The organism is Terrabacter aerolatus (genome assembly GCF_007991735.1).
In the GTDB taxonomy this organism is placed as follows: Bacteria; Actinomycetota; Actinomycetes; order Actinomycetales; family Dermatophilaceae; genus Terrabacter; species Terrabacter aerolatus.
Genome location: NZ_BJYX01000002.1, coordinates 251,933 through 278,310, shown reverse-complemented (window position 1 = coordinate 278,310; position 26,378 = coordinate 251,933). Strand labels below are relative to the sequence as shown.

The 26,378-nt window shown below is 72.2% G+C and carries 23 protein-coding genes; 5 read left to right on the top strand and 18 right to left on the bottom strand.

The annotated features are described in order from the left end of the window. Positions 1–70 precede the first annotated feature (70 nt). On the top strand, positions 71–1,183 hold the full coding sequence (locus tag TAE01_RS03655; RefSeq protein ID WP_147063488.1) for an LOG family protein: 1,113 nt from the start codon (positions 71–73) through the stop codon (positions 1,181–1,183). Between the two features lie 52 nt (positions 1,184–1,235). Here the strand turns inward: TAE01_RS03655 and TAE01_RS03650 are convergent, their stop codons facing one another. Continuing rightward, positions 1,236–3,161, bottom strand: a complete 1,926-nt coding sequence (locus TAE01_RS03650; RefSeq protein WP_147063486.1) for a propionyl-CoA synthetase — start codon at positions 3,159–3,161, stop codon at positions 1,236–1,238. Positions 3,162–3,165: 4 nt separating this feature from the next. Then, positions 3,166–4,533 carry an MFS transporter gene (locus tag TAE01_RS03645; RefSeq protein WP_147063484.1) on the bottom strand — a complete coding sequence of 456 codons (1,368 nt, stop codon included), beginning with the start codon at positions 4,531–4,533 and terminating at the stop codon, positions 3,166–3,168. 71 nt (positions 4,534–4,604) lie between these two features. Here TAE01_RS03645 and TAE01_RS03640 point away from each other — a divergent pair, with 71 nt between their 5' ends. Beyond that, positions 4,605–5,609 carry a GlxA family transcriptional regulator gene (locus TAE01_RS03640; RefSeq protein ID WP_147063482.1) on the top strand — a complete coding sequence of 335 codons (1,005 nt, stop codon included), beginning with the start codon at positions 4,605–4,607 and terminating at the stop codon, positions 5,607–5,609. 58 nt (positions 5,610–5,667) lie between these two features. On the opposite strand, the gene TAE01_RS03635 is transcribed toward TAE01_RS03640, so the two are convergent. From TAE01_RS03635 to rpsB, 15 genes are all read right to left on the bottom strand, one after another. Next, positions 5,668–6,816, bottom strand: coding sequence for a N(5)-(carboxyethyl)ornithine synthase (locus tag TAE01_RS03635; RefSeq protein WP_147063480.1), 1,149 nt, complete (start codon positions 6,814–6,816; stop codon positions 5,668–5,670). Between the two features lie 124 nt (positions 6,817–6,940). Continuing rightward, positions 6,941–8,140, bottom strand: a complete 1,200-nt coding sequence (rlmN, locus tag TAE01_RS03630; RefSeq protein ID WP_147063478.1) for a dual-specificity RNA methyltransferase RlmN — start codon at positions 8,138–8,140, stop codon at positions 6,941–6,943. Between the two features lie 89 nt (positions 8,141–8,229). Continuing rightward, the gene (locus TAE01_RS03625; RefSeq protein WP_222594049.1) at positions 8,230–9,021 is read right to left on the bottom strand and encodes an SDR family NAD(P)-dependent oxidoreductase; all 792 of its coding nucleotides are present in this window, start codon (positions 9,019–9,021) and stop codon (positions 8,230–8,232) included. 43 nt (positions 9,022–9,064) lie between these two features. Continuing rightward, entirely contained in the window at positions 9,065–10,033 is a 969-nt protein-coding gene (locus tag TAE01_RS03620) for a phosphatidate cytidylyltransferase (RefSeq protein ID WP_147063474.1), read from the bottom strand. Between the two features lie 17 nt (positions 10,034–10,050). Continuing rightward, complete coding sequence (frr, locus tag TAE01_RS03615; RefSeq protein ID WP_147063472.1) at positions 10,051–10,608, bottom strand: ribosome recycling factor; 558 nt, start codon at positions 10,606–10,608, stop codon at positions 10,051–10,053. An 87-nt stretch (positions 10,609–10,695) separates the two neighbouring features. Further along, positions 10,696–11,424, bottom strand: a complete 729-nt coding sequence (gene pyrH / locus TAE01_RS03610) for a UMP kinase (RefSeq protein ID WP_147063470.1) — start codon at positions 11,422–11,424, stop codon at positions 10,696–10,698. A gap of 79 nt (positions 11,425–11,503) precedes the next feature. Beyond that, the gene (locus TAE01_RS03605) at positions 11,504–12,655 is read right to left on the bottom strand and encodes an aminotransferase class V-fold PLP-dependent enzyme (protein WP_147063468.1); all 1,152 of its coding nucleotides are present in this window, start codon (positions 12,653–12,655) and stop codon (positions 11,504–11,506) included. Positions 12,656–12,682: 27 nt separating this feature from the next. Next, on the bottom strand, positions 12,683–15,370 hold the full coding sequence (locus TAE01_RS03600; RefSeq protein WP_147063466.1) for a DUF4153 domain-containing protein: 2,688 nt from the start codon (positions 15,368–15,370) through the stop codon (positions 12,683–12,685). Beyond that, positions 15,367–16,122 (bottom strand): response regulator, encoded by a 756-nt coding sequence (locus tag TAE01_RS03595; protein ID WP_147063464.1) that lies wholly within the window; start codon positions 16,120–16,122, stop codon positions 15,367–15,369. Before TAE01_RS03595 ends, TAE01_RS03600 begins: the two co-directional genes overlap by 4 nt. Before the next feature lie 112 nt (positions 16,123–16,234). Then, positions 16,235–16,762 (bottom strand): DsrE/DsrF/DrsH-like family protein, encoded by a 528-nt coding sequence (locus tag TAE01_RS03590; protein ID WP_147063462.1) that lies wholly within the window; start codon positions 16,760–16,762, stop codon positions 16,235–16,237. Beyond that, on the bottom strand, positions 16,762–17,076 hold the full coding sequence (locus tag TAE01_RS03585) for a TusE/DsrC/DsvC family sulfur relay protein (protein ID WP_147063460.1): 315 nt from the start codon (positions 17,074–17,076) through the stop codon (positions 16,762–16,764). Before TAE01_RS03585 ends, TAE01_RS03590 begins: the two co-directional genes overlap by 1 nt. A 13-nt stretch (positions 17,077–17,089) precedes the next feature. Further along, positions 17,090–18,346 (bottom strand): type III sulfide quinone reductase, selenoprotein subtype, encoded by a 1,257-nt coding sequence (sqr, locus tag TAE01_RS03580; protein ID WP_147063458.1) that lies wholly within the window; start codon positions 18,344–18,346, stop codon positions 17,090–17,092. A gap of 120 nt (positions 18,347–18,466) precedes the next feature. Then, positions 18,467–19,066 (bottom strand): antibiotic biosynthesis monooxygenase, encoded by a 600-nt coding sequence (locus TAE01_RS03575; protein ID WP_147063456.1) that lies wholly within the window; start codon positions 19,064–19,066, stop codon positions 18,467–18,469. 154 nt (positions 19,067–19,220) lie between these two features. Next, on the bottom strand, positions 19,221–20,051 hold the full coding sequence (gene tsf, locus TAE01_RS03570; RefSeq protein ID WP_147063454.1) for a translation elongation factor Ts: 831 nt from the start codon (positions 20,049–20,051) through the stop codon (positions 19,221–19,223). 71 nt (positions 20,052–20,122) lie between these two features. Then, on the bottom strand, positions 20,123–21,046 hold the full coding sequence (gene rpsB / locus TAE01_RS03565; RefSeq protein WP_147063452.1) for a 30S ribosomal protein S2: 924 nt from the start codon (positions 21,044–21,046) through the stop codon (positions 20,123–20,125). A 288-nt stretch (positions 21,047–21,334) separates the two neighbouring features. Between rpsB and TAE01_RS03560 the strand changes: the two genes are divergently transcribed. From TAE01_RS03560 to TAE01_RS03550, 3 genes are all read left to right on the top strand, one after another. Then, positions 21,335–23,251, top strand: a complete 1,917-nt coding sequence (locus TAE01_RS03560; RefSeq protein ID WP_147063451.1) for a DUF6541 family protein — start codon at positions 21,335–21,337, stop codon at positions 23,249–23,251. A gap of 259 nt (positions 23,252–23,510) precedes the next feature. Beyond that, positions 23,511–24,695 (top strand): pyridoxal phosphate-dependent aminotransferase, encoded by a 1,185-nt coding sequence (locus TAE01_RS03555; protein ID WP_147063449.1) that lies wholly within the window; start codon positions 23,511–23,513, stop codon positions 24,693–24,695. A 159-nt stretch (positions 24,696–24,854) separates the two neighbouring features. Next, positions 24,855–25,397: a murein hydrolase activator EnvC family protein gene (locus tag TAE01_RS03550; protein ID WP_147063446.1), complete on the top strand. Its 543-nt coding sequence runs from the start codon at positions 24,855–24,857 to the stop codon at positions 25,395–25,397. Positions 25,398–25,424: 27 nt separating this feature from the next. On the opposite strand, the gene TAE01_RS03545 is transcribed toward TAE01_RS03550, so the two are convergent. Then, entirely contained in the window at positions 25,425–26,354 is a 930-nt protein-coding gene (locus TAE01_RS03545; RefSeq protein ID WP_147063622.1) for a tyrosine recombinase XerC, read from the bottom strand. Positions 26,355–26,378: the final 24 nt, after the last annotated feature.

Genomic DNA, 26,378 nt, shown 5'->3' with positions numbered 1-26,378 from the left:
TTGCAGCGGTGGAGCACCGAGCGTCGCGCGGGTCCGCTCCTCGGCGGGTCGCGGAGGGCAGGATGGGGCCATGGAGATCGAGACGCTGGAAGAGCTGGACGACCACCTCGACTCCGACGGATCCCTGCGCGGCCTGCGGCTGCAGGACCTCGACCTCACGACGTACGGTGACCGGCTCGCGTCCCACGGGGACCTGACCGGGCTCGTCGTGCTCGGAGGCGTCGTCCCGGTGGCGGTGGCCGAGCTGCTGCTCACGCGGGGCGCCATCCTCTTCCCCGGCGTGGCCGACGCGCCGGTCGACCCCTGGCGTGGGCTGTACTTCCCCAGCGACCTCTACGCCGACATCGAGCGCGGCTACCCAGCCACCCCGGACGCCCTCGCCTACGACTGGTTCGTCGACGCCCGGCTGCGCACCGACGCCTACTGCACGCTCGTCAGGGCCATCCACGACGACTCCGTGACCGACGAGCTCGACGAGTTCGTGCAGGGACGCTCCGTCGTCGGCATCATGGGCGGTCATGCGCTGCAACGGGACTCGCATGCCTACGCGGGGGCAGCCGGGCTCGGTCATGCGCTGGCGCAGGAGGGTCACCTCGTCGCGACCGGAGGCGGGCCGGGCGCGATGGAGGCGGCCAACCTCGGGGCGCTGTGCCGGTCCGCGGAGGCCGTCCAGGAGGCGCTCGGTCGCATCGCCGGCGTGCCCGGCTTCCGACCCGACGTCACGTCCTGGGCCACCACGGCGCTCGCGGCCCGCGAGGTCGTCGTCGGCGACGAGCCGCAGTTGCCCTCGGAGACGCTCGGCCCGTCGGCGCGCTCCCTCGGCATCCCGACGTGGTTCTACGGCCACGAGCCGCCGAACGTCTTCTGCGACGTCATCGCGAAGTACTTCTCCAACGCGATCCGCGAGGAGGGCCTGCTCGCGCGGTCGAACGCCGGCATCGTCGTGCTCGACGGCGCGGCCGGGACGGTGCAGGAGATCTTCCAGGCCGTGACGCCGCTCTACTACGCACCGGAGGGCTCCCCGCTACCGCCGCTCGTGCTCGTGGGCCGCGCCCACTGGACCGAGACCGTGCCCGTCTGGAGCGCTCTGCAGGCCCTCGCCGCCGGACGCCCCATGTCGGAGGTCATCCACCTCGTCGACTCGGTGGAGGAGGTGCTCCCCCTGCTGGCGCCCCACCCGTGACCCGGGGTGGTCGCGGCAGCCAGGTCCGCGCCGGGACCACCTCGAGCGGGCGTCAGGCGGAGGGCCCGCGCAGCACCGGGGTCAGGGTCTCGAGCACCGACGCGTCCTCGATCGTGGCAGGGACCGCCGGCGTCTTGCCGTCGGCCAGCTCGCGCATCGTCTTGCGCAGGATCTTGCCCGAGCGCGTCTTGGGCAGCCCGGCGACGATGTCGACCTGGTGCAGGGCGGCGACCGCGCCGACCTCGGCGCGGACCCGGGCCACGAGCTCGCGCCTGATCCGCTCGCCGTCGGCGTCGGCGTCGACCCCGGACTTCAGCACGACGAGGGCGCGCGGCACCTGACCCTTGAGCTCGTCGTGCACGCCGATGACCGCGCACTCGGCGACGGCCTCGTGACCGGCCAGGGCCGCCTCGAGCGAGCCGGTCGAGAGGCGGTGCCCGGCAACGTTGAGCACGTCGTCGGTGCGGCCCATGACGTAGAGGTACCCGTCCTCGTCGAGGTAGCCGCCGTCGCCGGTCAGGTAGTAGCCGGGGTAGGCCGACAGGTAGGAGCTGACGTAGCGGTCGTCGTCGCCCCACAGGGTCGGCAGCGTGCCGGGCGGCATCGGCAACTTGATGCAGATCGCGCCCTCCACACCCGGCTCGACCGGCGTGCCCGCCCCGTCGAGCACCTGCACGTCGTAGCCCGGAACGGGCACCGTCGGCGACCCGGCCTTGATCGGCAGCAGGCCGATCCCCTTGGGGTTGCAGGCGATCGGCCATCCGGTCTCGGTCTGCCACCAGTTGTCGACGACCGGCTTGCCCAGGGCGGCGGAGGCCCACTCGTAGGTGTCGGGGTCGAGGCGCTCCCCCGCCAGGAAGAGCGCGCGGAAGCGTGACAGGTCGTGCTCGGCGACCTTCGACGCGCTCGAGTCGTCCTTCTTGATCGCCCGGAAGGCGGTCGGGGCGGTGAAGAGGCAGACGGCGCCGTACTCCGCGATGACACGCCAGAAGGCACCGGCGTCGGGGGTGCCGACCGGCTTGCCCTCGTAGAGCACGGTCGTGGCGCCGGTGAGCAGGGGCGCGTAGACGATGTAGGAGTGGCCCACGACCCACCCGACGTCGCTCGCGGTGAACATCGTCTCGCCCGGTGCGACGTCGTAGAGGTTGGCCATCGACCAGCGCAGCGCCACCGCGTAGCCACCGCTGTCGCGGTAGATGCCCTTCGGCTTCCCCGTCGTGCCGGACGTGTAGAGGATGTAGAGCGGGTCGGTCGCCGCGACGGTGACGCACTCGCTCCCCTCGCGGGCCGCGTCACCGGACTCGAAGTCGCCCCAGTCGAGGTCGCGCTCCCCGAGCTCGGCGACGAGCTGCTCTCGCTGGAGGACGACACAGTGCTCCGGCTGGTGCTCCGAGCGCCGGATCGCCTCGTCGAGGAACGGCTTGTAGGGCACGATCCGGGTGGGTTCGACGCCGCAGGACGCCGACAGCACGACCTTGGGCGCGGCGTCGTCGATGCGTGCCGCGAGCTCCTGCGGCGCGAACCCCCCGAACACGACGGAGTGGATCGCCCCGATCCGGGCGCAGGCGAGCATGGCGATGACGGCCTCGGGAACCATCGGCATGTAGATCACGACCCGGTCGCCCCTGGCGACACCGAGGCCGCGCAGGCCTCCGGCCACGGCGCGCACCCGCTCGAGCAGCACGGCATACGTCATCGTGCTCTTGGTCCCGGTCACCGGGGAGTCGTAGTGGATGGCCGCCTGCTCGCCCCGTCCGGCAGCGACGTGCCGGTCGACGGCGTTGAAGCACACGTTGAGCTCGGCGTCGGGATACCACCGGTAGAACGGTGCCCGCGAGTCGTCGAGGATCCGTGACGGCGGCGTCACCCAGTCGATGCCCTCGGCCGCCGTGCGCCAGAACGCCTCGGGGTCGCGCAGGCTCGCGTCGTGGATGCTCTCGTATGCCGTCACAGCGCCGTCGCTCGTGGGCTCGCTCATGGGCTCACTGTGCCGCCGGCGGGGCCTCCGCGCCAGAGGCCGTGCGCCGAGGTGACGCATCTGACAGACGAGCGGTCGTGATCGCGACGCACATGACGGCGGCCACGAGGCACAGGGCACCGGCGACGTGCCAGGCCAGCGTGTAGGTGCCGAGATGGTCGCGCACGAGCCCGGCGCCGAGTGCCGCGGCGGCCGCACCGAGCTGGTGCGAGGCGAAGACCCAGCCGAAGACGATCGGGGCGCGCTCGCCGTACGCGCTGCGGCACAGGGCGATCGTCGGGGGCACCGTCGCCACCCAGTCCAAACCGTAGAAGAGGACGAAAGCGAGCATGTTGACGTGCATCGAGTCGCTGAAGAGCGAGGGCAGCAGGAAGAGGGAGCCGCCGCGGAGCGTGTAGTAGGCGGCGAGCAGGATCCTCGGGTCGACGCGGTCGGTGAGCCAGCCGGAGAAGATCGTGCCGACCACGTCGAAGACCCCGACCAGGGCGAGCAGGCTGGCCGCCGTCGTCGTCGGCATGCCGTGGTCGTGGGCGGCCGGGATGAAGTGGGTGCCGACGAGGCCGTTGGTCGAGGCCCCGCAGACCGCGAAGCTTCCGGCGAGGAGCCAGAACACCCGGGTGCGGGCGGCGTGGCGCAGGGTGTCGACGGCGAGGCGCGCGGGGTGGCCCGTCGGCCTCGGCGGACGCGCCACGGGGGTGCCCGCGGGAGCGCCGTAGGCCGTCAGGCCGAGGACGCTCGGGTGGTCGTGCAGCTTCCACAGCACGAGCGGTACGACGGTCAGCGCGGCGACGGAGGTGGCGACGGCAGCGCTGCGCCACCCGTGGTCGGACGCGAGCCAGGCGAGCAACGGCAGGAAGACGAGCTGCCCGGTCGCGCCGGCAGCGGTGAGGATGCCGGTGACGAGGCCCAGCCGTGCGACGAACCAGCGGCCGGCGACGGTCGCGACGAGTCCCATCGACATCGCGCCGGTGCCCATCCCGACGACGATTCCCCAGCAGAGCACGAGCTGCCACGACTGCGTCATCCAGATCGGCAGCAGCGAGCCGGCGCTGACGAGCAGGAGCGCGACGGCGATGACCCGCTGGATGCCGAGCCGCTCCATGAGGGCCGCGGAGAACGGCGCCGCGAGGCCGAAGAGCACGAGGTTGACCGAGACCGCGCCGCCGATGACGCCCATGGGCCAGCCGAACTCGTCGTGCAGCGGGGTCATGAGCACGCCCGGGGTCGAGCGGAAGCCGGCGGCCCCGATGATCGTCAGGAACGTGACCACCGCGACCCACCAGGCCGGGTGGATCCGGGGCGGGGAGGCGGCGGGCTGCGTGGCGGACGGAAGGGTCTCGTCGGCGGAGGAGTGTCGGTCGGTGAGGCTCACGGGTCAAGCCTGCGGCACACGTCACGCGGCGAACGAGTGGCCGGAAGGACATCATGTGCAAGGATCTGGCCATGCGACATGCGCCGGGTCGATCACACCTCGTCGTCGTCCTCGCCCTCGAGACCGCCATCGCGTTCGAGATCGGGCTCCCCCACCGTTTCCTCCGGGCCGGTGCGCTCGACCCGAGCGGGCCCGAGGTGGCCACCGGCGCGGTCCCGCCCTACGACGTGCGCCTCGTGACCCTCGACGACGGGCCGGTGACGACGTCCGCGGGGTATGCCGTGGTGCCCACCCACCCGAACACCGAGATCGCCCGGGCCGACACCATCGTCGTGCCGGGCATCAACGGCGACATCGTCGGGACCGGCGTGCTGCCCGAGGCGCTGCACCGGCTCGCCGCGACGGCACGGCCCGACGCCCGCTGGATCTCCATCTGCACCGGCGCCTTCGTGCTCGCCGCGCTGGGCAAGCTCGACGGACGCGAGGCCACGACGCACTGGTGCCACGTCGAGGCGTTCCGCCGGCACTTCCCGCACGTCCGGCTCAACCCCGACGTGCTCTACGTCGACCACGGCGACGTGCTGACCTCCGCCGGCAACGCGGCGGGCATCGACCTGCTCCTGCACGTGCTGAGGTCCGACCTCGGCACCGAGGCCGCCAACCGGGTCGCACGCGGCGCGGTCGTCGCGCCCTGGCGCGCCGGCGGCCAGGCCCAGTTCATCGACCGTCCGGTGCCCGACGAGTCCGAGGCCGGCACCGGGGCCACCCGCGCATGGGTGCTCGAGCACCTCGACGAGCCGATCACGTTGTCGGACATGGCCCGTCACGCCGGGACGAGCGTGCGCACCTTCACCCGCCGCTTCCGCGAGGAGACCGGCGAGACGGCGGGCACGTGGTTGTCGCGCGCGCGTGTCGACCGCGCCCGGCACCTGCTCGAGACGACCGACCTACCCGTCGACCGGGTCGCTGCCGCAGCCGGTTTCGGGACCGGTGCGTCCCTGCGCCAGCACCTCGCCGCGGCGGTCGGCGTGTCACCGCTCGCCTACCGCCGGACGTACCGCGCCGAGTCCGCCTGACCGACGCCTGACCGCCGTTCGAGCGACGCCCGAGCGCCGCCCGAGCGGCCCCGGCCGCTCAGGTGGCGAGTGGCAGGTGAGGATGCAACGGCGAACGGCCCTGGAACGACAGGATGGCCGGGTTCTGGACCACGCCGTCGCGGATCTCGATGGCGCGACGGATCGTGGGGTTGGCGTCCCACGCCTCCGGGCCGGCCATGACGGTGGGCAGGAAGGGCAGCAGACCCTCGCTGATCTCCCACGTCGCGGCGTCCCAGAGGTAGGAGGGGCTGTGGTCGACGGCGTAGTAGAGCACGTGGTCGCCGACGACGAACGTCGGCGCCGTGAAGGTGGTCGGCTTCGCCCACGTGAAGCCCATGCCCTCGTCGCACGACACGTCGATGACGAGGCTCCCGGGCGTCATGCGCTTGAGGTCGTCCTCGGTCATGAACGTCAGCGGCGCGTCGGTGTCCTGCAGCACGCAGTTGACGACGATGTCGTGCTCGGCGAGGAACTCGCCCAGTGCCACCGCACCGTCTTCGGTGACGGCGTGACTCACCCGCGAGGTGGTCTCGTCGGTGTCGAAGTGCACGATCGTGGCGGAGTGGATGGGCGACGCGACGGCTGCCTTCTGCCGGTGGGTCAGCACGTCGACCTCACCGATGCCGAGCGCGTTGAGGGCCGTGACGGCTCCACGGGCCGTGGCGCCGAACCCGATGACGACGGCGCGCCGGTGGGGGCCGTAGTCGCCGGAGATGCCGGCGAGCGAGAAGGCGTGCAGCACCGAGCAGTAGCCGGCGAGCTCGTTGTTCTTGTGGAAGACGTGCAGGTTGAAGGAGCCGTCCTTGTTCCAGTGGTTCATCGCCTCGAAGGCGATGAGCGTCAGCTGCCGGTCGATGGCGACCTGGGTCAGCTCGGCGTCCTGCACGCAGTGTGGCCAGCCCCAGAGCACCTGGCCGACCCGGAGGGCGGAGATGTCGCTGAGGAGCGGCTTGGGCGCGAGGATGACGTCGCACTCGGCCACGAGCTGCTGACGGCTGCGGAAGCCCCCGACGAACCGCTCGAGCTGGTCGTCGGCCACCCCGTGGCGCTCGCCGTAGCCGTGCTCCAGGAAGACCCCCGCCCGCAGTGCCTCGGGGATGCGGTGGAGGTGCTTGGGGTGCAGGGGCAGCCGGTGCTCGTTCTCCTTGGCCGACCGGGCCGTGACTCCGACGCTGAGCTGGACCATGCGCGAACCTCCTGGTGGGCCGGGACGCACCCTGCCCCGCCGGCCTGCGGCGGGGACGCACGGACGCGGACGCCCCAGGTCGCGAGGGGCCCTGGGCAGGCCCGACCTGCCCAGCCTACGCGCGTCAGGCGGTCGAGGCGGCGAGCTGGCCGCAGGCCCCGTCGATGTCCTGGCCGCGCGTGTCGCGGATCGTCGTCGGGATGCCGTGGGCGCGCAGGCGCTCGACGAAGTTCTGCTCGACGCCGGGGCGGCTCGCGGTCCACTTCGAGCCGGGCGTCGGGTTGAGCGGGATCGGGTTGACGTGGACCCAGCCACGCCCGCGCCTGTTGAGCTTCTCCCCCAGCAGGTCGGCGCGCCAGCCCTGGTCGTTGATGTCGCGGATCAGGGCGTACTCGATGGAGACACGGCGCCCGGTCGCCTCGAAGTAGCGGTAGGCGGCGTCGAGCGCCTCGTCGACCGACCAGCGGGTGTTGATCGGCACCAGCTCGTTGCGCAGCTCGTCGTCGGGCGCGTGCAGCGACAGCGCGAGCGTCACCGGGATGCCCTCCGCCGTCAGCTTGTCGATGCCGGGGACGAGCCCGACCGTCGACATCGTGATGCCGCGCGCCGACATGCCGAGACCGTCGGGGGCGGGGTCGGTGAGGCGCCGGATCGCGCCGACGGATGCCTTGTAGTTGGCGAGGGCCTCGCCCATGCCCATGAAGACGACGTTGCTGACGCGCAACGGCTCCTCGCGGTCGCCGTCATCTCCGCCGGCGAGCTCGCCGCGTCGCAGCGCACGGGCCGCCCAGACGACCTGCTCGACGATCTCCCCGGCCGACATGTTGCGGGTCAGGCCGGCCTGTCCGGTGGCGCAGAACGGGCAGTTCATGCCGCAGCCGGCCTGGCTCGAGATGCAGATCGTGACGCGCTTCGGGTAGCGCATGAGCACGGACTCGACGATCGCCCCGTCGTGCAGGCGCCACGCGTACTTCATCGTCCTCCCGTCGTCGGCGACGCGCTGGACGATGGGGGTGAGCAGCGTCGGCAGCAGGTCGGCGACGAGCTCGGACCGCATCGCCTTGGGCAGGTCGGTCATCTGCTCGGGGTCGTCCTGGAGACGCTCGAAGTAGTGCGTCGAGAGCTGCTTGGCCCGGAACCCCGGGTGCCCCAGCGACTCGACGGCCTCCCTGCGCTCGGCCGGCGTGAAGTCGGCGAGGTGCCGCGGCGGCTTGCCCCGGCGCGGCGCCGTGAAGGTCAGCTGTCCGGGGGTGGGGCGGGTGGTCGTCGGCTCGGGCAGCGCGACGGGCGCACCCTCGGTGGCGGGGGCTGGGGTCTCGGTCATCTCCCCTCCAGTGTCTCAGGTGGAGTCAAAACGCGGCGACCCGCGCGACCGAGCACGGATGCCGCCCTCCCGGAGGGTGCGACGTCGGCTCAGTCGGTGCGGGGCGAGCGCTGCTCGGCGACGCCGTTGCCGCCGTCGACGACGAGGACCTGGCCGGTGACGTAGGAGGACTCGCGGCTCGCGAGGAAGGCGACGGCAGCCGCGACCTCCGCGGCGGTCCCGGACCGTCCGAGCGGGGTCGCCCGCCCCTCTCGCGCCTCGTCGTCGGTCTGCGAGCCGGTGGCGACCCAGCCGGGCGCGACGGCGTTGACCGTCGTGCCGTGCTGGCCCTCGTCGACGGCCAGGGCCCGCGCCAGGCCGAGGAGGCCGGCCTTGGCCGTGGCGTAGGCGACCTCGCCGCGCATCGCCATGACGCCGCCGGTCACGCTGCTGACGAGCACGAGGCGTCCCTCGCCCGAGGCGCGCAGGTGCGGCAGGGCCGCCCGGCTCACGAGGTAGGCGGTGTCGAGGTTGCGCGCGAGGGACCGGTGCCAGCGCTCCGGGTCGGTGCGCGCCGCGTCGCCGCCGAGGGTGTCGGGTTCGGCGGCGCTGGTCATGCCGGCGTTGGCGACGAGGACGTCGAGTCGACCGTGCGCGTCGATGCAGGACCGGACGAGGTCGCGCGCCGCGGTGGCGTCGGTGAGGTCGCCGACGTGCCCGCTCGCGGCGATCCCCTCGCGCCGCAGCTCCTCGACCCGCACGTGGACCCGGTCCGTCGTGGCCGCGATGACGACCGTGGCATCGAGGCTGCCGAGCAGGCGTGCGGTGGCGAGGCCGATCCCGCTGGGGCTGCCGGCCCCCGTGACGAGGGCGACGCGTCCGACCTGGTCGAAGGCGGTCATGCCGGGGCGCCCGCGGCGGCGCCCGACCGGTCGAGGTGCACGGTCAGGCCGGCTTGGCGGCGAGCAGCGTCAGCACGGCCCACACGATCGGGGCGACGACGACGAGCGAGTCGAGGCGGTCCATGACGCCACCATGGCCCGGGAGGACGTTGGACATGTCCTTGATGCCGAGGTCGCGCTTGATGAGCGACTCCATGAGATCACCCACGGTGGCGGCCACGGCCACGCCGACGCCGAGCAGGATCCCGATGACCCACGAGTGGTCGAGCAGGAGGTGGACGGTGAGGGAGCCCCCGACGACGCAGAAGAGCACCGAACCCGCGAAGCCCTCCCACGACTTCTTGGGGCTGATGGTCGGCGCCATGGGGTGCTTGCCGAAGAGGACGCCCGCGGCATACCCGCCCACGTCGCTGCAGACGGTCGTGATGAGGAAGACGAACATGCGTCCCACGCCGTCCTCCGGTGCGAGGAGCAGCACGGCGAAGCCGACGAGGAACGTCGGGTAGGTGGCGACGAAGACGCCGCCGAGCACGTCACGGCCCGCCCCGTCGAGGCGACCCGTGCCACGCCACAGCACGACCGCCAGGCACGTCAGCGCCCAGGCGACGACGAGGCCGGCAGGGCCGTGGACGTAGGCCGCCCACAGCATGCCGACCATGCCGACCACCGGCGGGGCCAGCGGCGCGTGGACACCCGCGTTGCGCAGCGCCGCCCGCAGCTCCCAGATGCCCACGGCCACGGCGAGCGCGACGAGGACGACGAACGACTCCTTGCGGATGAGCAGGGTCGCGATGATGAGGACGCCGAGGCCGACCCCCACCCCGATCGCGGCCGGCAGGTTGCGACCGGCGCGGCTCTGCTTCTTCTCGAGGACCTCCTCGGCCGGCAGGCCGGCGAGGTCGTCGAGACTCGGGTCGTAGGGGACGGGATCGAGCGGACCGGGTCCGTCGTCGCCACCCTGCGCGACGGGCGCAGGGTCCACGGGGTCCGACGGGGAGTCAGTCGTCATCATCGGGTCGAGCATCGAGGTCACACCTCGAGCAGCTCGGCCTCCTTGGCCTTGACGAGGACGTCGACGAGGTCGGTGTGCTTCTTCGTGAGCCCGTCGAGCTCCTTCTCGGCGCGCGTGCCGTCGTCCTCGCCCACCTCGCCGTCCTTGACGAGCTTGTCGATGTCGGTCTTGGCCTTGCGGCGGATGTTGCGCACGGAGACCCGGGCGTCCTCGGCCTTGCCGTTGGCGAGCTTGATGTACTCGCGGCGGCGCTCCTCGGTCAGCTCCGGCATGACGCACCGGATCTGGTTGCCGTCGCTGCTCGGGTTGACGCCGAGGTCGGAGTCGCGGATGGCCCGCTCGATCTCGTGCATGGCGGACTTGTCGAACGGGATGACGAGGATGGTGCGCGGCTCGGGGTTCTGGAACGAGGCGAGCTGCTGCAGCGGCGTCGGCGCACCGTAGTACTCGACCGTCAGCTTCTTGAACAGTCCCGGGTTGGCGCGGCCGGTGCGGATGCCCGCGAAGTCCTCCTTGAGGACCTCGACGGCCTTGTCCATCTTCTCCTCGGCCTCGAACATCGTCTCTTCGATCATGGGTCTTCGGTTCCTCGTCCCTCGTTCGTCGTCGTATGCGGTGCAGCGCTGCTCGCGTGGTCACGCGACCGGGCGCGGCGGCCGGGCTCAGGCGTTGGTGACCAGCGTGCCGATCTTCTCACCGAGCAGGGCGCGCGTGATGTTTCCCGCGCCCTCCATGCCGAAGACGACCATGGGCAGCTTGTTCTCCATGCAGAGGCTGAAGGCGGCGGCGTCGACGACCTTGAGGCCCTCGACGATGGCGTCCTGGAAGGTGACCGTCTCGAGCTTCTTGGCGTCGGGGTTGGTGCGGGGGTCGGAGTCGTAGACCCCGTCGACGCCGTTCTTGGCGATGAGCACCGCGTCGCACTTGATCTCGAGCGCGCGCTGGGCGCTGACCGTGTCGGTGGAGAAGAACGGCATGCCGGCGCCGGCACCGAAGATGACGACGCGGTTCTTCTCGAGGTGGCGGATCGCGCGGCGCGGGATGTAGGGCTCGGCGACCTGCTGCATGGCGATCGCGGACTGCACCCGGGTCTCGACGCCCTCCTTCTCGAGGAAGTCCTGCAGGGCGAGGCAGTTCATGACGGTGCCGAGCATGCCCATGTAGTCGGCACGGGTGCGGTCCATGCCGCGCTGCTGGAGCTCGGCCCCGCGGAAGAAGTTGCCGCCGCCGATGACGACGGCCACCTCGACGCCGCCGTGCACGGCGTCGGCGATCTGCTTGGCGATCCCGGCGACGACTGCCGGGTCGAGGCCGATGCGGCCACCCCCGAACACCTCGCCGGAGAGCTTGAGAAGGACCCGGTGGAACGGGGTCGTCGGGGCGTCGGTCATGGCGCAGGGCCTCCTCGTGGGCAGCGTTCCGGCGGTCGGTCGATCTTTCCACACCCCGGCTGCATCGACAGCATCGGGCTCAGGGGGTGCCGACCGTGGCCCTGACGGTGTCGAGGACCGCGGGAAGGGCCGCGGCGAGGCGCTCGTAGTCGCTCTCGTCGTTGTAGGGGGCCGCTGCGAGGCGGAGGTAGCCGCGCCCCTCGAAGGCGATGGGAGGCACGACGAACCCGACGGCATACAGGCGCTGCCACAGCTGTTCGGCGGCCTCCGTCGTCGTGGCCACGCCGTCCGGCAAAGCGACGAGCCCCAGGCACGGGGCCGACGGTGTGCCGCCCTGCGGGTGCTCGGTGCCGAGCGCCGCGCGCACGTGCTCGGCGCCGCGCGCGAGCAGCTCCGCGTTGCGCCCGACCTGCTCCCACCCGCCGAGCTCGCGCCACGCGGCCAGTCCGTCGGGGACGGCGACCCACGACGAGTGGTCGACCGTGCCCTGGAGGTCGAACCGCTCGGGATAGGGCAGCCCGTGGCTCCACGAGGTGACGAGGGGACGCATCGACGCGCGGTGCTCCGCTGCCACCCACAGCGTCGCAGCCGCTCGCGGCGTGTAGGCCCACTTGTGCAGGTTGCCCGCCCAGAAGTCCACGCCCAGCGCCTCGATGTCGAGCCCGGGCAGGGCGCCCGGCACGTGCGCGGCGTCGACGAGGACCGGGACCGGCGCCACGGCCGCCGCCACCGCTGCCACGGGCAGGACGAGGGCCGTGGGCGAGGTGATCTGGTCGATGACGACGAGCCGGGTGCGATCGGTCAGCGCGGCCACGAAGGCCGCCACCACCGCGTCGGGGTCGGCGTCCACGGGGAAGACCGCCGTGCGCAACGTCGCGCCGCGTGCCTCGGCCGACCAGCCTGCGGTGAGGTAGCCGTGGTTGCTGACGACGACGTCGTCTCCCGGACCGATGTCGAGGCCCTGGAGCACCACGCCGACCGCCTCGGTGACGTTGCGCACGAGGGCGGTCGACCCCGCGGGCAGCCCGAGGAAGCGGGTCGCCGACTCCCGCGCCGCGGCGAGGAGCTCGGGCAGCTCGTCACGGAAGGCGCGCATGGGCGCCCGCTCGATGCGGGCCCGCGCGCGGTCCTGGGCCTGCCGGACCGCCCGGGGCACGGCGCCGAACGCACCGTGGTTGAGGTGGGTCAGCCCTGGGTCGAGCTCGAACTGCTCGGCGATGTCGCGACGCACCGGGCCATCCTGCCAGCGGGCGCGACATCAGGGGACGGGGGTCGGCCGGTCCGTCTGCCAGAACGTCGAGCAGGACGAGTCGGCCGCCGGCTGGGCGAGGCCCGGGAGGGCCGCCGCCCGGCTGCGACCGAGGTTCCAGGACAGGCCGTCGTCCGGGCCCGACGCCCCCTGGTGGCTGATGATGCAGTCCGCCAGCGCCGTGGGCAGCCCACCGCCGACGATCGTCGGCGCGGCGTCGGCTCCCAGCGTCGAGAGGTAGACGCTGTCGATCCTGCCGGTCTCTTGGTATCGGTCGATGTTGCGCTGGGCGACCCACGCCTCGGGGTTGGCCAGGCCGCCGACGAGCACGAACGCGGCGGCCGAGACGAGCGCGGCACGCGGCAGCCACCATCCCGACAGCCGCACCCCGGCCACGAGGACGAGCACGACGAGCAGCCCGAGCCAGAGCTCGAAGGCGTCGACGAGCACGCGGAGCAGGGTGAAGCCGTAGGCCTGCTGGTAGAGGTCCATCCGGTGCAGGGCCGACGCGACGACGACGAGGGTCAGGGCGCAGAGCGCGCCGAGCGCCACCCGCAGCACGAACCGCTCGCGGGCCGTCGACCGCGGCGCCTTGCGCACGGCTAGCGCGACGGTGGCGAGCGTCAGCACCGTGGCGGTAGTGAGCTGGCCGAAGCCCTCGTGGACGTACTCGGCATACGTCAGGCCGGTCGTGCGCTGCACGTAGTCGTGGCCACCGAAGAGCGCTGCGGCCTGCGCCACGACGAAGGCGGCGAAGAGCGCGACGACGAGGCCGACCGGGACGACCCACTCCCACAGCCGCACGACCGGGCGTCCCCCCGGCAGGGCCACCCGATCGACGCGTGGCGGGTTGAGGGCGACGTAGCCGGCCGCGAGCAGCGCGCCGCCCATGACGAAGCCGACGAAGAAGCGGAACGTCAGGCCGTCCCAGGCCAGCTGCGGCACGAGCGCCTGGGCCCACGAGCCGAAGACCGCGTCGCCGGAGGCGAACAGGCCGCCGAAGACGACGAGTGCGACGAGCGAGATCGCCACCGTGCGCACGACGGGCCACAGGACCTGGATCCGGCTCGTGACGGCCACGGTGCGTCCCAGCAGCGGCAGCCCGCGGACGGCTGCGAGCGGCCACGACGCGACGCCGGCCACGAGGGACAGCAGGCCCTTGGCATCGGTGAGCGCCGTCGTCAGCACGACGACGCCCAGCAGGACGGCGATGACGGTCAGCCACTCGGCGGCGCGCAGCACCGACAGCGAGGCGAGGGCCACGCACAGCACGCTGCTGAGCACCGACCACCGCTCCCTGCGACGCTCGGTGGTGCGCCACAGCACGACGCCACCGACGAGCAGCACGACGAAGAGCGCGACACCGATGCGGCGATAGGGCAGCACCACGCCCGACAGGACACCGACACCGAGGCACAGCAGCAGGAGGCGCACCTGGGGCCGGAGGCCGGCCTCGGGCCAGAGGTCACCGAAGAGCCCGTCGATGACCGGTCTGGGCACACCGGTGGGGACGCCCGCGTATGCCGTGTGCCCGGGACCGGGGCCGGCTGACGTGCGTGGCGTGGATCCGGCTGCGGCTGGGACGGGTGCAGGCACGGTGGCCTCCTCGGTCGGGGCGTCGGTGGACGGGGTCGATGTGATGGGCGGCTGCAGCGGCGGGGACGGGTGACGGTCGGCAGCCGGCAGGGTCGGCGGCACGGGGGTGCGCGGGAGGACGGCGCGGATGCGCGCGCCCGCCTGACTCCCCGGTGGGGCGACGGCGGCGATGGACCCGCCGTGCAGCTCACACACCCAGCTCGCGATGGCGAGGCCGATGCCGGTCCCGCCGCCCGCGTCGTCACCCGAGCCGAACCGGTCGAAGATGCGGTGTGCGTGCTCGGGCGGGATGCCCGGTCCCTCGTCGGCGACCATGAGCCACCAGCGGTCCGGGCCGTCGGGACCGGCGCTCACGGTGACCCGGCCACCGGGCGGGCTGTGCCGGTCGGCGTTGTCGATCAGGTTGGCGAGCACCTGCTCGAGTCGGGCCCGGTCCCCGGTGACGTGCAGGTCGGCGGGCACGTCGACGACGTGGACGGTGCCGCGGCGGGAGACGCCGGCCTCGGCCACCGCCCCGTCGACCAGCGCCCGGACGTCGACCGGCGCGAGGTCGAGCGGCGCCCGTCCCCCGTCGACCCTGCTGAGGTCGAGCAGGTCGCCGACGAGCGTCCCGAGCCGTTCAGCCTGGGCGAGGGCGGTCCGCAGCACCGCGTCGTCGGGGCGCACGACGCCGTCGACGAGGTTCTCGAGGAGGGCCTGCTGGGCCGTGAGCGGGGTGCGCAGCTCGTGCGAGACGGTCGCCACGAGCTGGCGTCGCTGCTGGTCGGCCCCGGCGAGGTCGGCGGCCATCGTGTTGAAGGCGTCGGCGAGGAGACCCACCTCGTCGGCCGAGGTCGCCGTGACCCGGCGGGAGTAGTCGCCGGTCGCCATCCGCGACGCGGCGACCGTCATCTCGCGCAGCGGGGAGGTCATGCCCCGGGCCAGCCAGTGCGTGACCCCGAGTGCCGCGGCGATGGTCACGGGCAGGGTCAACCAGCCCGGCACGCCGGCGCGGTCGCCGATGACCGAGACGAGCGAGGCCGCCACGATGCTGGCCGCGACGAGCAGGCCGAGCTTGGCCTTGATCGAGCGGATGCCGTCGAGGGGCCGGTCGGCGTTCACGGCTGGACCGGACCGTCCAGCTCGTCGGTGGCCACCGGACCGGTCTCGAGCGCGTAGCCGACGCCGTGGACGGTGCGCACGCGCTCGCCACCGACCTTGGCGCGCAAGGACTTCACGTGGCTGTCCAGGGTGCGCGTGCCACCGGCGTCGGCCCAGCCCCAGACCTCCCGCATCAGCTCGTCACGCCCTCGCACGGCACCGGGATCGGAGGCCAGCGCCAGCAGCAGGTCGAACTCGAGCGGGGTCAGGTGCACCTCGCTCCCCCGCACCGTGACGCGGCGCGACCCGCGGTCCACGAAGAGGTCACCGACGGCGAGCACCGGCGGCTGCTCCAAGGCCAGCTCCCGGGCGCGGTCCACCCTCCGGAGCAGGGCCCGGATCCGGGCGACGACCTCGCGCATGCGGAACGGCTTGGTCACGTAGTCGTCGGCGCCGACACCGAGGCCCACGAGCAGGTCGGTCTCGTCGGCACGTGCCGTGAGCATGAGGACCGGCACCGGGCGCTCGCCCTGGATGCGCCGGCAGACCTCGAGGCCGTCGAAGCCGGGCAGCATGAGGTCGAGCACGACGAGGTCGGGAGCGTGCTCGCCGTGAGCGGCGACCGCGCCCGGGCCGTCGAAGGCCTGGACCACCCGGAAGCCTTCAGCCACAAGGCGATCGGTGACGGCTTGGTTGATCGTCGGGTCGTCCTCGACGACGAGCAGCGTCGGAGCGGCGGCGCTCGCCGACGATGCGGCATACCCCTGGTTCATGTCCCCGAGCCTAGGAGCGGGCGCGGGGGCGGCGAGGGTGCGACGTGTGGAGATCGTGTGAAGGTCGGCCGGGCCCACACCGGCCCGGTCGACTCCACTCCCCCACGGCCGCTCAGATGAAGAGCAGCTGCGCCCCGTCGGTCAGCTCGATGAAGTCGGACGCGGAGATGATGCCCTCGACGTCGTCGCGCAGGTCCGCCTCCGTCAGGTGCTGCATGTCCGCCGACATGCGGCAGGCCCACAGGTGACCGCCCGAGGCGACGATCTGGTCGAGGAACTCCGGCACCTCGGGGACGTCGAGGTCGGCGATGGCCTTCTTCATCTGCGAGGTGGCGAGGTGCGTCATCCCGGGGATGCCGCCGAGGCCCTGGGGCAGGTGCGTGGCGGTGTTGCCGAGCATCGTGAACTTCAGGTCGCCGGAGGTCTTCGTGTTGATCATGTCGAAGCCCCAGAAGGTGAAGAAGAGGTGCGTCTCCACCCCCTCACCGAGCGCGGCGTTGGCCAGGATGAGTCCCGGGTAGGCCATGTCGAGGTTGCCCTTGCTGCAGATGATCGCGAGCTTGCGACCCTGCGACTCCGGCGCGTCGAACGACGGCACGAACGGTGCGGTCTCGGGCGTCCGGTCGGTCTGGGTGGTCATCACACACATCCCTTCGGCTTGGGCAGCCCTGCGACGTAGGCCATCTTCTTGGCCGGCTTGCCGGGGAAGAGCTCGAAGAGCGACTTGACCGGGGTGCCGGTCCGGGTGCTGACCCGTCGCAGGGTCGCGGTCTCGCCCTGCTCCGCGAAGTCGTCGCGGAGGAAGTGGACGAGCTTCCAGTGGTCGTCGGTCAGCTCGATCCCGATGAGCCGCGCGAGCTCGCTGCCGAGCTCGTCGGACCACTGGTCCGGGCGGGTCAGGAAGCCCTCGTCGTTGACCTCGACGGCATGGCCGGCGATCGTCGTGGTGGGCATGGGGTCGCTCCTTTCAAGCGCTCACGGCGGCGGGGACCTTCCCCGCCATCGACATCTGCGCGGGCAGGCCGAGAGGTCGTCCGGGGAGCAGGAGGTTCCAGTAGAGGTGTCGGAACGCGAGCTTGCCGAGGTGGTTGGCGCGCGACTCCTTGAGCAGGGTCATCGGGCCGAGGCGCGGCAGCGGGAAGGTTCCGGTGAGCGGCTCGGTGTCGTAGTTGAAGTCGAGGAGCATGGCCTTGCCGCCGCCGGACTCGACGAAGCAGTTGGCGTGCCCGTCGAACGAGTGCGTCATCGCCTGGCCGCGGGCGTGCTCGACGAAGTTCTCCGCGAAGACCTCGACGGAGAAGTGCGCGACCGAGCCTGCCTTGGAGGTCGGGATGTTGCTCGCGTCGCCGAGGACGAAGATCGACGGGTGCTCGGTGGACTGGCTCGTGTGCTTGTCGACCGGGACGTAGTTCAGCTCGTCCCCGAGGCCCGACCGTGCGACGAAGTCGGCGCCCATGTTGAGCGGGACCGTCACGAGCTGGTCGTAGGGCACCTCGCGCTCGTCGTAGGACACGAGCACCCGGCGCTCCTGGTCGACGTGCTCGACCAGGAAGTCCGTCTCGACGGTGATCCTCTTGTCCGCGAGCAGGTGACCCAGCTCGCGACTCGCGACCGGCTTGGTGAAGGCGCCGTCGAGCGGTGTGACGAAGACGATCTCCGTGCGGTCACGCAGACCCCGACGCCCCAGGAAGTCGTCCGCGAGGAAGGTGAACTCGAGCGGCGCCACGGGGCACTTGATCGGCATCTCGGTGACGTGGACGACGAGCCGGCCCCCGGAGAAGGCGGCGAGCGACTCACGCAGCGCCAGCGCCCCCTCGTAGGTGTAGAACTCACCGACGCTGCGGTGCCACTCCGGCCCGAGCATGCCCGGCGTCTGGTCCGGGCGTGGCGTGGTGCCGGTGGCGATGACGAGCTCGTCGTAACGGAGGGTGCGCCCGTCCAGGAGGGAGACCTCGCGCGCCGTCGGGTCCACCCGGTCGACGTCGCCGAGCACGAGCTCGACGCCCTCCGTGATGAGCGCGTGCCGGCTCCGCCTGACCTGGTCCGGCTCGATGAGCCCGAACGGCAGGAACAGGTAGCCCGGCTGGTAGTCGTGGGCGTCGTCCCGGTCGACGACGGTGATGCGCCACTCGGTGGTGGGGAGACGGTGCCTCAGCTTGTTGACGACCATGGTGCCGGCCGTGCCCGCTCCCAGAACCACGAGCGACCTCGTGGTGGTGGTCATGATCCGAAAGTACCCCCACGGGTATCCCGAGCGCTGTGAGCCACCAGACAGCGCGGCTGTGACGTGCGAGACAAACGCCTGCACCACAAGGGCTTTCGCAGGATCTGCCCGACATCGACCTCAGTCGCCCCGGAGCCACCTGCCGAAGAGCCGGGTCACGAACGGCAGGAGGACGTAGGTCATCCACGGCGTCGCTAGGAGGGTCGTCACGAGGACCCGGAGCACCACCGGCCAGTGACCGGCGACGGGCAGCAGGAGGTAGGTCAGGGCCAGGCTCGTGGGGAAGAACGCGATCCAGATGACGCTCGCCTGCTTCCAGCGAGGCGGCGCCGTCGCGCCGGGCGTCTCGCCCGCGCCGGGCTCGTGCACCGACGACGAGGCCGGTTCGTCGAACCAGCCCTCGATGCCGGTGCGGTACTCCGTGCGTCGGTGCTCGACGAGGTCGGCCGCCGACCGCAGCCACCGGAGCCGCTCGGGCGAGCGCTCCCAGGCGTCGAGGTGGGCGCGCGAGTCGAAGCGGTAGAGCATGTGCCAGTCCTCGCTGCCCGACCGCACCCAGCCGGCGCCGAGGAAGCCCTCGAAGCGCTCGGCCATCGACGTGCCCGCGTGGACCCACGCCTGCATGAGCAGCTCGTCCTCCGGGGCGACGCGGCGGGTGATCGAGACGGTCAGGGGGCCGTCCTGCGCGACGGCGCCGGGCGTGTCGGTGCTGGTGCTCATGGAGCTCCTCCTGGGGACTGGGTCCCGGGACAGCCGGTGACGGCCCCGGAACGCGACGATGCCGGCCGCCCCGATGGGGGCGACCGGCATACGTCGTCGTGATGCGCGGGTTCTGCGCTACGCGTGCTGCGGTGGCACGAGGGAGGTCAGGACCTCACTGGCCGACGCGGAAGCGCGCGAAGGACGTCGCCGTGGCGCCGCCCTCCTCGAGCACCTTGCCGACGGTCTTCTTGGCGTCCTTGGCGAAGGCCTGCTCGAGCAGGACGTTCTCCTTGAAGAAGCCGTTGACGCGACCCTCGACGATGCGGGGAAGAGCAGCCTCGGGCTTGCCCTCCTCCTTGGCCGTGGCCTCGGCGACGCGACGCTCGTTCTCGACCGTCTCGGCCGGGACCTCGTCACGCGTCAGGACGGTCGGGCTGAACGCCGCGATGTGCATCGCGACGTCGCGGCCCACGGTCTCGTCGCCACCCTCGAGCGCGACGAGGACGCCGATCTGCGCGGGCAGGTCGGGGCTCGTCTTGTGGAGGTAGGACACGACCTTGTCGCCCTCGAGGCGCGCCACGCGGCGGACCTCGATCTTCTCGCCGATGGTGGCGTTGGCCTCGTCGAGCAGCTCCTTGACGGTCTTGCCGTCCTCGAGCGTGCTCGCGAGGAGCGAGTCGGCGTCGGTGGCGCCGGCGGCGACGGCCTGCGTGAGGACCTGGTCGGCCAGGGCGATGAACTTCTCGCCCTTCGCGACGAAGTCGGTCTCGCAGTTGACCTCGACGAGGGTGCCGACGCCGTCGGTGGCCGAGGCCGCCACGAGACCGTTGGAGGCCGAGCGGCCCTCACGCTTCGTGACGCCCTTGAGGCCCTTGACGCGAAGGATCTCGACGGCCTTGGCGCGGTCGCCGTCGGCCTCGTCGAGCGCCTTCTTGACGTCCATCATGCCGGCGCCGGTCTGCTCGCGCAGCGCCTTGATGTCAGCGGCGGTGTAGTTCGCCATGCTCTGTATCGCTCTTTTCGTCAGTGGAGATTGACTCGTGTGTCAGCTGGTCGGGCTGGTGCGGAAGGCCGTCAGGCCTTCTCGGCACCGGCCGTCGCCTCGGCGGCCGGAGCCTCGGTCGCGGGAGCCTCGGCGGCGGGGGCCTCGGGAGCCTCAGCGGCCGGAGCCTCGGGAGCCTCAGCGGCCGGAGCCTCGGTCGCCTCGGCGGCCGGAGCCTCGGTCGCGGCGGCGGCGTCCGCGTAGAGCTCGCGCTCCCACTCGGCCAGCGGCTCCTCGGCCTGCGCGTCGGAGCCGGACTTGCCGGACGAGCGCTGGACGAGACCGTCGGCGACGGCGTCGGCGATGACCCGGGTCAGCAGCGTGACGGAGCGGATCGCGTCGTCGTTGCCGGGGATCTTGTAGTCGACCTCGTCGGGGTCGCAGTTCGTGTCGAGGATCGCGATGACCGGCAGGCCGAGCTTGCGAGCCTCGTCGACCGCGAGGTGCTCCTTCTTCGTGTCGACGATCCAGACGGCCGAGGGGACCTTGGACATCGTGCGGATGCCACCGAGGGTCTTCTCGAGCTTGATCATCTCGCGCTTGAGGATGAGCAGCTCCTTCTTCGTGTAGCCCGAGCCGGCCACGTCGTCGAAGTTCAGCTCCTCGAGCTCCTTGAGGCGCGTGAGGCGCTTGGAGATCGTCTGGAAGTTGGTGAGCATGCCACCGAGCCAGCGGTGGTTGACGTACGGCATGCCGACGCGCGTCGCCTGCTCGGCGATGGGCTCCTGGGCCTGCTTCTTCGTGCCGACGAAGAGGATGCTGCCGCCGTGGGCGACGGTCTCCTTGACGAACTCGTAGGCGTTGTTGATGTACGTCAGCGACTGCTGCAGGTCGATGATGTAGATGCCGTTGCGCTCGGTCATGATGAAGCGCTTCATCTTGGGGTTCCAGCGACGGGTCTGGTGCCCGAAGTGGACGCCGCTCTCGAGGAGCTGGCGCATGGTGACGACGGCCATGCCGTGTTCTCCCTAGCTGTTGTGTGTTGTCAGTTGTGCGTGGGCGCTGTCACCGACAGGGTCACGTAGACGACGTGGCCCGGCGGGCGGCATACGACCTCACTCCTGGCGCCTGACGCACCCCGCCCCTCCGCGAGCGGGGGGACTGCCGTGGTGCGACCCGGTCCGGCGGACCGGTAGAAGACGCGCGAATTTCGGTCCCGCGTGACGAGCACACGTGACCGCCGACCATCGTACGTCCTGACCCGGGTGGTGGAGAAATCGTGGCGACCCGACAGAATGGCCCGCATGGCGCACTGGGTGGAGACGATCCCGGCCTTCGTCGTCCTCTCGGTCGTGCTGTTCCTGCCCGGCTGGCTCGTCGTGCGGGCGCTGGGGGCGCGAGGCCTCGAGGCGCTCGCGGTCTCTCCCGCCGTCTCCGCCGGCCTCATCGCCGTCTTCGCGACCGTGGCCCAGCGCGTGGGCGTGCGCTGGGGGCTCGGGCCGCTCCTCGTCGTCACGCTGGTCGTGACCGCCCTCGCCTGGGTCGGGATGCGGCTCTTCGGTCGGCACGACCCGGAGCTCGGCACGGCCCGCCGGCTCCTCGGCCGCCCCCGCCCCGACGCCGTCGTGGCCATCGTCATCGGTGCCGTGCTCGCCCTCGTGACGATCCTCCCGGCGATGGGCCGACCCGACGAGCTCGTCGACTCCCCCGACGCGGTCTACCACCTGAGCCGCATCAAGACCTTCCTCGAGACCGGCAACTTCTCGATCGCCAACCCGACGTTCTACCCCAACGGCTTCCACTCGTGGGTCGCGACCGGTCTGCTGCCGGGAGTCGCCGACGTGCTCCCGGGCACCAACGTCGCGACCATCGTCCTCGCGGCGCTGGTCTGGCCCCTCGGCTGCGTCGCGCTCGTGCGTCACGCGCTCGGCACCTCACGTCTCGTGACGTATGCCGCAGGCTTCGCCTCCGCCGCCTTCATCGCCTTCCCGACGATCCTCCTCGGGTGGGGCGTGCTGTGGCCCAACCTCATGGCGACGGCCCTGACCCCGGGTGCGCTGGCCCTCATGCTCCAGGCCGCGCGTTCGAAGCGGGTCGGGCAGTGGCTCGGCTTCGTCGCCGCGATGCCGGGCCTCGCCCTCATCCAGCCCAACGCCCTCGTCGCGCTCGTCGTCTTCGCGCTCGTGTGGTTCGTGACGGCCCGCCTCCGCGCCGGCCTGCTCGGCCACCTCTCGTGGTGGGTCGTCGTGCGCGACCTCGCGGTCGTCGCGGTCGTCGGGGTCGCGGGCCTGGTCGCGGCCCCGATCGTCTCCGCGCAGCTCGCCTCGACCCAGTCCTACGAGTGGAAGGACCGGGTGTCGGTCTGGACCGCGCTCGTCGAGGTGGTGGGCGGCCGGCTGCAGGTCCCCGACGTGCTGTGGGGCCTCATGCTGCTCCTCGCCCTCGGGATCGGGTGGATCGCCCTTCGGGTCCGGGCCGCGCTGCCGGTCGTGGCGATGTGGGGGGCCTGCGTCCTGCTCTACGTCATGGCGGCGTCCTCGACGGCGTCGTGGACCTCGCTCGTCACCGGCTACTGGTACAACGACAAGGTCCGGCTCGCCTCGCTCGCCGCCGTGCCCGGTGTCGTCCTCGTCGCGGCAGCCGCGCCCGCCCTGCGCGAGCTGCTGCGCAAGGTGCCCGGCCTCGGGTCGCGTCCGGTCCTCGTCGGCCTCGTCGCCGTGCTCGTGCTCCCGCTCCTGACGCTGGGCCTCAACGGGGGCACCCGCAACAGCATGCTGAGCGGCTTCTTCCGGCCGAGCGCGCCGGAGCGGGTCATCCTCTCGTTCGACGGCCAGGACTCGCTGCGCCGGCTCGCCGCGCTCATCCCCGCCGGCCAGGGCGTCGTCGGCCGGCCCGAGAACGGCTCGCCCCTGATGTGGCCGCTCTTCGGCACGAACACCCTCTACCGGTCCATCCCCATCCCGACGACGGGCGACGAGATCGTCATCGGCACCGGGTTCAACGACATGGCCCACCGTCCGGACGTGTGCGAGGCGATGGCCCGCCACGACATCCGGTGGGCGATCGACTCCACGCACGTCTACTGGCTCGACCGGCCCGAGCGGTCCTCCGGCCTCGCCGACCTGGCCAAGGTCGACGGCGTCGAGCCGGTCCGCACCGACGGCAACTACACGCTCTACCGCGTGACCGGGTGCGGGCTGGGCGCGTCAGCCGCCTCCTGAGCCGGCGGCACGGCATACGCCCTGCTGTCCGATGAGTGCTCTCGCGTCACGTCGCGGACGGTGCGTAACGCTTTGCGTCCGTGAGCGATGGTGTGGGTGGAGATCCCACACGGACCCCCTGACCGGGTGGGATCTCCACGTACGTCCCGCGACACACCCCTCCACAGACGTCGCGAGTCGTGGGAGCCCTCGCCGACGTGCCCCCGGCGGGGGCTCTCGCGCGTCCGGCGCCGGATCGCGCCACGGCTACGCTCGGGCCATGAGCTCGCCGCTGATCTCGCGCATGCAACCGTTCGGGACGACGATCTTCGCCGAGATGTCGGCGCTCGCGACGCGCACCGGTGCGATCAACCTCGGGCAGGGCTTCCCCGACACCGACGGCCCGCGCGAGATGCTCGAGGCGGCCAGGGCCGCGATCGACGGCGGTCGCAACCAGTACCCGCCGGGTCCCGGTGTGCCGGAGCTGCTCGAGGCGGTCGCGGCCCACCAGCAGCGCTTCTACGGCATCTCGCTCGACCCGGCCACGCAGGTGCTCGTCACCGCCGGCGCGACCGAGGCGATCGCCTCGGTCGTCCTCGCGCTGTGCGAGCCCGGTGACGAGGTCGTCACCTTCGAGCCCTACTACGACTCGTATGCCGCCACGATCGCCCTCGCCGGCGCCACCCGCCGCACGTCGGTGCTGCGTTTCCCCGACTTCGCCGTCGACGAGGCGTCGCTGCGGGCGGCCTTCTCCTCGCGCACCCGGCTCGTGCTGCTCAACACGCCCCACAACCCGACGGGCAAGGTCTTCTCGCGTGCCGAGCTCGAGCTCGTCGCCGACCTGGCCCGCGAGCACGACGCCTGGGTCGTCACCGACGAGGTCTACGAGCACCTCGTCTTCGACGACGCCGAGCACGTGCCGATGGCGACCCTGCCCGGGATGGCCGATCGGACCATCACGATCAGCTCGGGCGGCAAGACGTTCTCCGCCACCGGCTGGAAGGTCGGCTGGCTGAGCGGTCCCGCCGAAGCCGTCGCGGCGGCGCGCACGGTCAAGCAGTTCCTCACCTACGCCGCGTCCGGTCCGTTCCAGCCCGCGGTCGCGCTGGCCCTCGGTCTCGGCGACGAGGTGTATGCCGGTCTGCGCGACTCGCTGCAGGCCAAGCGTGACCTGCTGTGCTCCGCCCTCGAGGCGTCGGGGCTGCGGGTGGCCCGGCCGTCGGGCACGTACTTCGTCATCGCCGACGCGGCGCCCCTCGGCGCGGTCGACGGGTTGGAGTTCGCGCGACGGCTGCCCGAGGTCGCTGGGGTGGTCGGCGTGCCGGTCTCGGTCTTCCACGACGACCAGGACGCGGCCCGCACCCTGGTGCGGTTCGCCTTCTGCAAGAAGGATGAGGTCCTGCTCGAGGCGAGCCGCCGCCTCGCCGGCGCAGGCACCGGCGCACGGTCCTCCGCCACCCCCTGACGACGATCGCAACCCCACGCCTCGAGCGGCCCGTGCCCGCCCGTCCCGGCCACACGTGCTGGCCGCCCGTCGTCCACACCCTCGCCCCGCAGCGCGCACCCTCCACAGGCGGCCGGTCGCACGATCCGGTCAGGTCCGGACGGGAACGACCATGGGGCCATGTCCTTCGGCTCGACCCTGCTGGGTGCCGTGCTCGCCGCCGTGTCGGTGACGGGCGCCGGCGCCGTTTCCACCGCTCCGCCCACACCGGCCGTCGGCGGTGCCCACCAGGTCACCGCATCAGCGACGGCAGGTCGCTGGGCCTGGCCGCTGGACCCGGGGCCGCAGGTGGTCCGGCGCTTCGACCAGCCCGACCAGCCCTGGTTGCCGGGTCATCGCGGCGTGGACCTCGCCGGGTCGGTCGGGCAACCCGTCCTCGCGCCGACCGACGGGCGCGTCTCGTGGTCGGGCGTCATCGCCGGACGCGGTGTCGTCGTCGTGAGCCACGACGACGGACTGCGGAGCACCTTCGAGCCCGTGGGTGGCGCTCCCGTCGTGGGCACGACGGTGCCGCGTGGAGGCCGGGTCGGCGAGATCACCGGCACCGCCGGGCACTGCGCCCCGAGGACCTGCCTCCACTGGGGAGTGCTCAGGGGCGAGACCTACCTCGACCCGCTGTCGTTCGTGGGCCGGGCCCGCGTCATCCTGCTCCCACTCCCCTGACCTGACCCCACTCGCCTGCGGGTGCCGTCAGGCCCGGGGGTGAGCCTGTTCGTAGCTGCGCCTCAGGCGGTCGACGGACACATGGGTGTAGATCTGGGTCGTCGCCAGGCTGGCATGACCGAGGATCTCCTGCACCATGCGCAGGTCCGCTCCCCCTTCGAGCAGGTGGGTGGCGGCGCTGTGACGCAGTCCGTGCGGTCCGAGGTCGGGGGCGTCGGGCAGGTGCGAGAGCAGCTCGTGCACGGCGGACCGCACCTGGCGCGCGTCGACGCGCCGGCCTCGTCGCCCGAGGAACATTGCCGGCCCCGAGTGCTCGCCGACGAGGCGGGACCGGACCGCCAGCCAGCCCTCGATGGCGCGCCCGGCCGGCGCCCCGAAGGGGACGATCCGCTCCTTGGCGCCCTTGCCCATGACCCGCACGACACCCTGGGCCAGGTCCACGTCGTCGATGTCCAGCGCCGCCAGCTCGCCGACGCGGATGCCACTGGCATAGAGCAGCTCGAGCACGGCGCGGTCGCGGACGTGGATCGGGTCCGCGTCGTCGGCGCGTACGGCCGCGAGGTCGAGCATCTCGCTCGCCTCCCCCTGGCGCAGGACGCCGGGGAGGGTCGCGTGACGTTTGGGTGCCACGAGGCGCAGCGACGGGTCCGAGGTGATCCGTCCCGTGTGCTCGGCCCAGCGCAGGAACGTCCGGGCCGAGGCGGCGCGGCGGGCGAGGGTCGCGCGCGCGGCGCCGACGTCCGCCTGGCTGCCGAGCCAGGCCCGGAGGTCACCGATGCGCAGGTCGCCGATCTCCTCGATGCCACGACCGGCGGCGAAGGCGAGCAGGTGGCGGACGTCGCCGAGGTAGGCACGCCGAGTATGCACCGAGCGCCCGCGCTCGGCCCCGAGGTGACGGGCGTACGCATGGAGCATCTCGGCGTGCCTCTCGAGCACGTCGGCGTCCGCGTTCACCACATCCGTCACTCCCGCACCATCGCA

Coding starts and splice junctions, on each gene's coding strand:
- TAE01_RS03655 (WP_147063488.1), top strand. CDS start 71: ATGGAGATCGAGACGCTGGAAGAGCTGGACGACCACCTCGACTCCGAC.
- TAE01_RS03650 (WP_147063486.1), bottom strand. CDS start 3,161: ATGAGCGAGCCCACGAGCGACGGCGCTGTGACGGCATACGAGAGCATC.
- TAE01_RS03640 (WP_147063482.1), top strand. CDS start 4,605: ATGCGACATGCGCCGGGTCGATCACACCTCGTCGTCGTCCTCGCCCTC.
- TAE01_RS03635 (WP_147063480.1), bottom strand. CDS start 6,816: ATGGTCCAGCTCAGCGTCGGAGTCACGGCCCGGTCGGCCAAGGAGAAC.
- rlmN (WP_147063478.1), bottom strand. CDS start 8,140: ATGACCGAGACCCCAGCCCCCGCCACCGAGGGTGCGCCCGTCGCGCTG.
- TAE01_RS03625 (WP_222594049.1), bottom strand. CDS start 9,021: ATGACCGCCTTCGACCAGGTCGGACGCGTCGCCCTCGTCACGGGGGCC.
- TAE01_RS03620 (WP_147063474.1), bottom strand. CDS start 10,033: ATGATGACGACTGACTCCCCGTCGGACCCCGTGGACCCTGCGCCCGTC.
- frr (WP_147063472.1), bottom strand. CDS start 10,608: ATGATCGAAGAGACGATGTTCGAGGCCGAGGAGAAGATGGACAAGGCC.
- pyrH (WP_147063470.1), bottom strand. CDS start 11,424: ATGACCGACGCCCCGACGACCCCGTTCCACCGGGTCCTTCTCAAGCTC.
- TAE01_RS03595 (WP_147063464.1), bottom strand. CDS start 16,122: ATGAACCAGGGGTATGCCGCATCGTCGGCGAGCGCCGCCGCTCCGACG.
- TAE01_RS03590 (WP_147063462.1), bottom strand. CDS start 16,762: ATGACCACCCAGACCGACCGGACGCCCGAGACCGCACCGTTCGTGCCG.
- TAE01_RS03585 (WP_147063460.1), bottom strand. CDS start 17,076: ATGCCCACCACGACGATCGCCGGCCATGCCGTCGAGGTCAACGACGAG.
- sqr (WP_147063458.1), bottom strand. CDS start 18,346: ATGACCACCACCACGAGGTCGCTCGTGGTTCTGGGAGCGGGCACGGCC.
- TAE01_RS03575 (WP_147063456.1), bottom strand. CDS start 19,066: ATGAGCACCAGCACCGACACGCCCGGCGCCGTCGCGCAGGACGGCCCC.
- tsf (WP_147063454.1), bottom strand. CDS start 20,051: ATGGCGAACTACACCGCCGCTGACATCAAGGCGCTGCGCGAGCAGACC.
- rpsB (WP_147063452.1), bottom strand. CDS start 21,046: ATGGCCGTCGTCACCATGCGCCAGCTCCTCGAGAGCGGCGTCCACTTC.
- TAE01_RS03560 (WP_147063451.1), top strand. CDS start 21,335: ATGGCGCACTGGGTGGAGACGATCCCGGCCTTCGTCGTCCTCTCGGTC.
- TAE01_RS03555 (WP_147063449.1), top strand. CDS start 23,511: ATGAGCTCGCCGCTGATCTCGCGCATGCAACCGTTCGGGACGACGATC.
- TAE01_RS03550 (WP_147063446.1), top strand. CDS start 24,855: ATGTCCTTCGGCTCGACCCTGCTGGGTGCCGTGCTCGCCGCCGTGTCG.